Source organism: Natroniella acetigena (assembly GCF_023227745.1).
Taxonomy (GTDB): Bacteria; Bacillota; Halanaerobiia; order Halobacteroidales; family Halobacteroidaceae; genus Natroniella; species Natroniella acetigena.
Genome location: NZ_JALKBX010000005.1, coordinates 68,436 through 75,392, shown reverse-complemented (window position 1 = coordinate 75,392; position 6,957 = coordinate 68,436). Strand labels below are relative to the sequence as shown.

Here is a 6,957-nt window from a genome sequence, read left to right as displayed (position 1 = left end):
TCTAGACCAAAAATGATATCTTTTTGGTCTGAATCAAATGAGTTAATTTTATCAATTAGTTTAGTGAAACAAGTAGGGTTATTAGCTATTTCTACTTCGCCGATTTTTTGATGAAAACAATTAACAACAACTGCAGTATGTTGATTTTTGTGAGTATCTACACCGACAAATAGAGTATTTTGATAATCCACAATAATCAACTCCTTTAATTGATTTATTAAGTAATCATCAGACGGATCCTGTTGTAATTAGCGTTAAAATCGCAACGTCCTATTTACCGTCTCTGATGATTAGAAAAGAGTAGGTGACAGTCTATATTAGGCGTTACTTCAATATATTGAAGCCGCAAGCTTAAGTAAGTCTAACCTACTCTTTTTAGCAAACTTTAAAAACTAAAAACGAGATGGAGTCCTCAAAAGCACAAGCGTTACTCCCAAAGGAGCCGCAGAGGTACCCCACCTCGTCAAAATAAATTATACCAAAAAACAAGGTGAAGTACAAGTTAACAATTTCCTATTATTAACATAACACAACAGTTTAACACTCAACCCCTCAATCTTCCCATATAAAATAAGAAATCTTAATACATTTTAACACCCTTCAATACAATTACCAAAATCTAGTGAATGAATCCCACCTTCGGCACCATTTAATTAAATAACGAACATAACAACCCCTAAGAACCTTTGTTACTACTGAGGTCTTAGGGGTTTTCTGATTTCTGATATTTTCTCTTAAATTCTATCTCACTGACATTTCGCCGACGAAAAAGTCGGCACTATCCAACACAGGATAATATAAACTTAAATTTTAGACCTTAAACTGACTTATTAATTCTTGTAGCTCTTGAGCCATTTGTGCTAACTCCTGTGATGAATTACTAATCCCATCTGACATATTCCTTATATCATCTGTGGCATTTATTATCTCATCACTATTTTGAGCAAACTCGTTAGTTGCATTAGCTGTCTGTTCTATCTGATTTGATGTTTCTTGTACTGATCTTTTAATTTCTTCAAATACATCTCCTGTTTCCTCTACTATTTTCTTTCCTCCCTTAGTCTTATTATCAACTTCATTTATCTTTTTAATTCCCAATTTAGATTGCTTTTGAGTTTTAGTAACTAGATTAGTAATCTCTTCTGTTGCATCAGAAGTCTCACTTGCTAGTTGTCTTATTTCTTCTGCTACTACAGCAAAGCCTTGTCCATGCTCTCCCGCCCTAGCTGCTTCAATAGCTGCATTTAAAGCCAATAGATTAGTCTGTTCTGCTATATTAGTTATTAATTCAACTATCTGACCGATCTCATCTGAGTTTTTATCTAACTTATTAATTACCTCTACAGTCTCATTTACTGTCTGATTTATTTCTTTAATGCTGTTAACAGTTTGATTAATATTTTGACTACCTTTATCAGTCTGCTCATTCGCTTCTTCAGAAAAGCTGGCTACTTCTTGAGAACTTGCTGAAATTTCTTCAATACCTGCTGACATATCTTGAATTAATCCGCTTGTAGCTTCTATACTTGCGTTACCTTCTTCAGCTGAAGCTGACAATTCTTCACTATAGGCTGACATATTATCAATATTATCACGAATTTTCTTTATCATATTTTGCATAGATAAATTTATCCTATTAAAAGATGTAGCAAGATTACCCAATTCATCTTTTCTTTGAACAACTTCATCCTCAAAAAAGACTGTGAAATCTCCTTTCGCCATAATATCAAAGTCACTACATATTTTATCTAATATTTGACTTATATAACTACCAATTTTAAAACCAATACCAAGTAAAACTGCTAAAGATATTAACAATAAGATAATTAAAATAATTCTAATATTAGCTACAGGCTGATCTATAAAATCTGCTGGGACTCTAGTTATTAGCTTCCAACCATCAGTTCCTGAAATCTCATGAAAATAATTATACATTCGTTCTTCTTCTAAAGTATAATCTACTCTACCAGATATATTAGACAATATATCTTCAGCTATTTCTTCTGTCTCTTCTAAATTTTTAATGTTTTCTTCAAATATTAAAGAAGAATTAGGATGTGTTATTATTTGACCATCATTATTTACTACATAAGAAAATGAATCCTCATGATTTATCCTTATATCAGCAACAAATTCAGTTAAATTATCGAGATTAATCGTCCCTCCCATAACACCTACTACCTCTCCATCTCTTCTTATAGGTGCTGCAACAACTGTAATTAAATTTTCTGTCGCTCTTGAAATAAAAGGTTCTGCTAATGCCGTATTCCCATCCATAGCTTCTATATAATAATCTAAGGCACTTACATCACCACTAGTATTATTCGTTGCTGTAAATCTACCTTCTCCATCTGCAATAAATAATATTTCATAAATATCTGAATACTTTTGATATCTATCTTGTAAAAAAGCTTCTGCTTGATTCCAATCCAAGCTTTTGACTACTGGTGTAGCAGCATAATCTTCCATTTGAAAAATCCTTTCTTCAAACCACTCACCTATAAAATCATTGTTTTGTTCTACAGTCTCAATAACATTATTGTCAACTAAATCAAATACTCTGTTACTGATCATAGAATTAGAGATAATTATAATTAATGAAAATAAGATTATGCTAATACCAACTATTATAACCATAATTTTATTACCTATGCTTTTTTCTATTTTTTCTTTTAAAAACATTTTTACAACCCCCATTTTTTTCAGCTAAAATTAAACATTCTTACTATATCTCCAATTATTCTATAAAAAACCATTAATATCCTTCTTAATTTTGTAACTAATATAAAAACCCCTGAGCTTTTAACTCAGAGACTTTATATAAACTCTAACCACTATTAATCGAACTAGACAACTCCTTAGCAGCTTCCTGCTGCAAATCAAAGCTCAATTGTAATTAGTTATAATCTAATATAACATACGTTATTTTGAAAGGAGACTAATAAAATAGAAAAACAAGAATCTAATTCAGCAAAATCATTAAATGGTAATGAACTAAACAAAGAAGTAAAACAAATATGTCAAGAACTTGAAGACAAGGGATTTATAAATTCTTTTGAAAAATAACCAAGATGTAACTATCCTGGCTATAATTACACTTCATACCGTAGAAAAAACGGTCAGTTTAGTCCAGATGTGGATAAAAATATCATATGCACCTAGATTATCTGACAACCAAAATAGTCCCCCTAAATAAAGATCTGGTCTCACCTTTTTATTACTACAATATTTTCCAAACTATTTAATCAACCTTCTTTAAATATAAAAGCTCCCACTTAATTATTGGGAACTTTACCTTCATTTTAACTTATTATTTTTTGAGCTAATTCGACTCGATTACGACCATTCTCTTTCGCTTCATAAAGAGCAGCATCAGCAATTTTAATTAATTTCTCTTTTTCAATTCCATCTTGTGGCCTAGCTACAGCTAATCCAACACTGACCGTTACATACTTAGATACATTAGATTTTTCATGCTTTATCTTTAAATTTTCTACTCCTCTTCTCAACCGTTGAGCAACTTTTTTTGCTCCTTTCATTTCTGTATCAGGTAAAACTACAACAAACTCTTCCCCTCCATAACGAGCTACTAAGTCTCCAGGACGAACTAAATCTTTCAAGCTTTGGGCTACCTTTTTCAAACATTCATCACCTTCTTGATGATGATACTCATCATTATATTCTTTAAATTTATCAATATCTAACATAATCAAAGCTAATGACCTTTCATTGCGTTTAGCTTCTTCCCAGTGTCTTTCCAATTGTTCTTTAAAAAATCGATGATTAATAAGTCCAGTTAAATAATCATGAGAAGCTAATTCCTCTAATTCTTTATTTTTTTCCCTTAATTCTTTATTTTTCTCTCTTAAACCTTCTTTTAAGATAGCATTTTCAAAAGCTTTAGCTCTAATAAACGACTGAGTATCGTCAATTAACTCCTGATTTAATAAATCTTTCATTACATTGATAGTCTTTGGAGAAATATCATACTTCTCTAATACATTTATAAAGCCATTTATTCTACACTGAAATCTATCTCCACTCTCTTCAACACAGCTTCTATATCCAGTAAACATATCCTCTAGCTCTCGATTCTTACTATAATACAGCATCTCATCAATAACCTTATCTTCAGGAATATAACTAAAGACAGTAAAGATAAGCTCAAATAATAATAACTCACCTTTTTCTCCCCTACCCCATAAAGCATCAAAGACATTAATTATAATTGAAGCAAAATCTTTAGCTATGGTCTGTTCCCAGTCTACTTGAATTAGTAAATCATCGATTGAATGAATCTGCTCTTTAGCAATTTCAAATAGCTTTTTATCTTCACTAACCTCTTCTAATTTAGCAAAATAAAGAACCTTTAACTCCCGGGCCAACAAAGCTAAGAGGTTTTGATTATCCTCGCTCCATTCAATTATCCTCTCTATCTCTTCTGAAATCATCTCAACCTTCTCCTCATAAGTAAGTCCATTATTTTGACCTTTGATTATTAAATCGAAGATGATTATCTCATTTCTATCTTCCTCATCCAACTCTTTCCACTCTGTAGTTGGACAGAATTTTGCTCTAATCTGATCTAATAATTCTTTAGCTAGCCCCTTACCCTGATTCTCCTTTAGTTCAATATATTTAGCAACTATATCTGTTGAGATAATATCTACTAAAGGCAGATTATCTTCCATTAATGAAAACTGCTTATCCACCTCACTTAACTTCTCAAATAGATACTCTAAATCAAAATAAAAGTCACTAAAGTGTTCTTTCTCAAGTTTTAATCTATTCTCTTTAAAGTATCTTTTAAATAAAAGTAACTCTGCTTTAAATTCTTCTATAACCTCTTCTACTCCACTTCTTTCTATCTCCTTTAAGAAGAAATAAGTAAGGTTATTTACATACTCAATATTCTTCGTACCTAGATCAATCAGTTCTCTAATAACTAAATTAAGTTTTTCTTCCTTTAAATAAATCTGATCTAAAGAATAGACCAAACTTCCAATATACCACTGATTACCGAACTTCTCACTGACAGGAGCAGAGATCTTTTGATGTTGCTTCTTTAACTCCTCGATAGAAAATATATCTCTAACCCTCTCAACAGAAAAATTATCAGGGCTTAGCTTAGTCAATAATTCTTCCTTCTGCCAAGATTTAATCAAACTCTTAATAAATCCATCCTCTTGCTCATCTAACACTTTAATAATTTCAGAAAGATCCTGCTCACCACTAAGCTCTTTACCTAAAAATAACAACAACTCTTGATAGCTCTTGAGCCCATCTAACTTATCCAAATTATCAATCTGCTCTCTATACTTCCCTCTAACAGCATTCTTCTTACCTGCTATATCATCTATAACTAATAACTTCTCCTTAAACAACTCGAAAGTGTCCTTATCTTTTAGCCAACCATCCTTTTGATTACTGTCCCAACTCTCTAGATAATCGATCACTTCCTGTAAGACTACATCCTCTCTAAACCGCTCCAAAATCTCACTTACTATAAAATCCTTAATACTCATCTGTTCCGTTTGAGGCTGTTGTTCTTTATACTGCTTTAAAAATTGAAACTCTTCAGTCTCATCTTGACAATAGCCATAATAGCTACCTAAAGCAGTCAAAGCATGGCGTAACCTATGTATGTTTTTATGCTGGATTAGCTTATCTTGTAAGAATTCTTTAAGCTCACTACTTCCTTTAGCTGCTAGTTCTCCAATCTTTTTGGCCGCTGCTACCCAAACTGCTGTCTGCTCAGACCGAAATTTATATTTTAAATCCTTTATATCACCCTCTGTTAAGTTCCCAATATTTAACTTACTATATTCTTCAAATTCAGCTTCTATCCTCTGATAATTATTCAACTTTTGACCTCCTTTGGATATTTTGTATTTGAAAAATAGACCAAATAATTTGACCTGCTTTTTAATATTTTAACTAAAACATTAATTAAAGAGCCTTATTATTTATCAAATCTAGTTATATTAACACCAGTAAATTCAATTAAATATGCATCGAAATCAATATTACCTGCTTTGTTCATTTCTTCTACTACTTTTCCATCAATTAAAGGATGAAAATCATCTGTTAACATAACCGCTTTTAATTCATCAGTTTTCTTAATAGAATTTAAATACTCATCTTCTTCATTAAATTTTAATTTTCCATTTTGAAGATCGCAGATTAAAAATGCATAACAATATATCTGACTTATAATTCCCACCATCTTACTAGCTACTTTAAGTTCAAAGATATAAGTAATATCATCATCTGTTCCAAAAAGATCAATTGCACTACTACCACCAGGAAAAATTTTATTTTTCTCAGCAATAGAATCTTTAAAGATTCCCACAGGAAGTTGAAAACTTAAATCTTTAAATTCGGTATTACAAATTTTAGATAACAAATTCTTATTACTGCTAAGATAATATTCCAAATCTTTTTCATTACCTTCAGCTAAATCTTTATTATTTATTTCAATCTTCTTCCTCTCGTCATCAGAACTATTAATCAAAAACTCTTCATCTAATTCATACTTTAACGTTAATTTTTCTGGATAATCAGCATTTGCAACTGTGAACCAAGAATACATCTCTTCAAAATTCTTTACTCGGTATAAAAAACGCTGATAATGCTTATTTTCCTCTTGCTTTGGAGCTTCCCAACTTAATTCAACCTTTTCTAATCCAAGCCATCTTTTTATACAAATAGCCCATCCTTCAAAAGCAGCTTCATTTTCCTGCATATTTGCTTTAACACTATCTTCAGACATTTTAATCTTTAGCAGATTATTGTTTTCATCCGAATAAAAATCAATTTTTGATGTTACCTTAACTCGACTATAATCTGATTCTTCCTTTAGTTTCTTTTCAATCTTCTTATTATCATTATCTCTATTCATAATTTAATATTCCCTCCTTAAAATTATTTTTAGGATTTTAACCTTACTACTTACAA

General features: G+C 31.0%; 3 protein-coding genes and 1 pseudogene. All 4 read right to left on the bottom strand.

Annotated elements, in window-relative coordinates:
• Window positions 1-191, bottom strand: a pseudogene (locus tag MWH25_RS02440) (IS110 family RNA-guided transposase); the annotation flags it as partial.
• 619 nt (window positions 192-810) lie between these two features.
• Window positions 811-2,682 (bottom strand): methyl-accepting chemotaxis protein, encoded by a 1,872-nt coding sequence (locus MWH25_RS02435; protein WP_248625441.1) that lies wholly within the window; start codon window positions 2,680-2,682, stop codon window positions 811-813.
• Between the two features lie 620 nt (window positions 2,683-3,302).
• Window positions 3,303-5,864, bottom strand: a complete 2,562-nt coding sequence (locus MWH25_RS02430; protein ID WP_248625439.1) for a GGDEF domain-containing protein — start codon at window positions 5,862-5,864, stop codon at window positions 3,303-3,305.
• A gap of 98 nt (window positions 5,865-5,962) precedes the next feature.
• Window positions 5,963-6,901, bottom strand: coding sequence for a hypothetical protein (locus MWH25_RS02425; protein WP_248625437.1), 939 nt, complete (start codon window positions 6,899-6,901; stop codon window positions 5,963-5,965).
• Between the last annotated feature and the right edge of the window lie 56 nt (window positions 6,902-6,957).

Bases quoted from the DNA above. Each gene is read 5' to 3' on its own strand.
- MWH25_RS02435 (WP_248625441.1), bottom strand. From the start codon at position 2,682: ATGTTTTTAAAAGAAAAAATAGAAAAAAGCATAGGTAATAAAATTATG.
- MWH25_RS02425 (WP_248625437.1), bottom strand. From the start codon at position 6,901: ATGAATAGAGATAATGATAATAAGAAGATTGAAAAGAAACTAAAGGAA.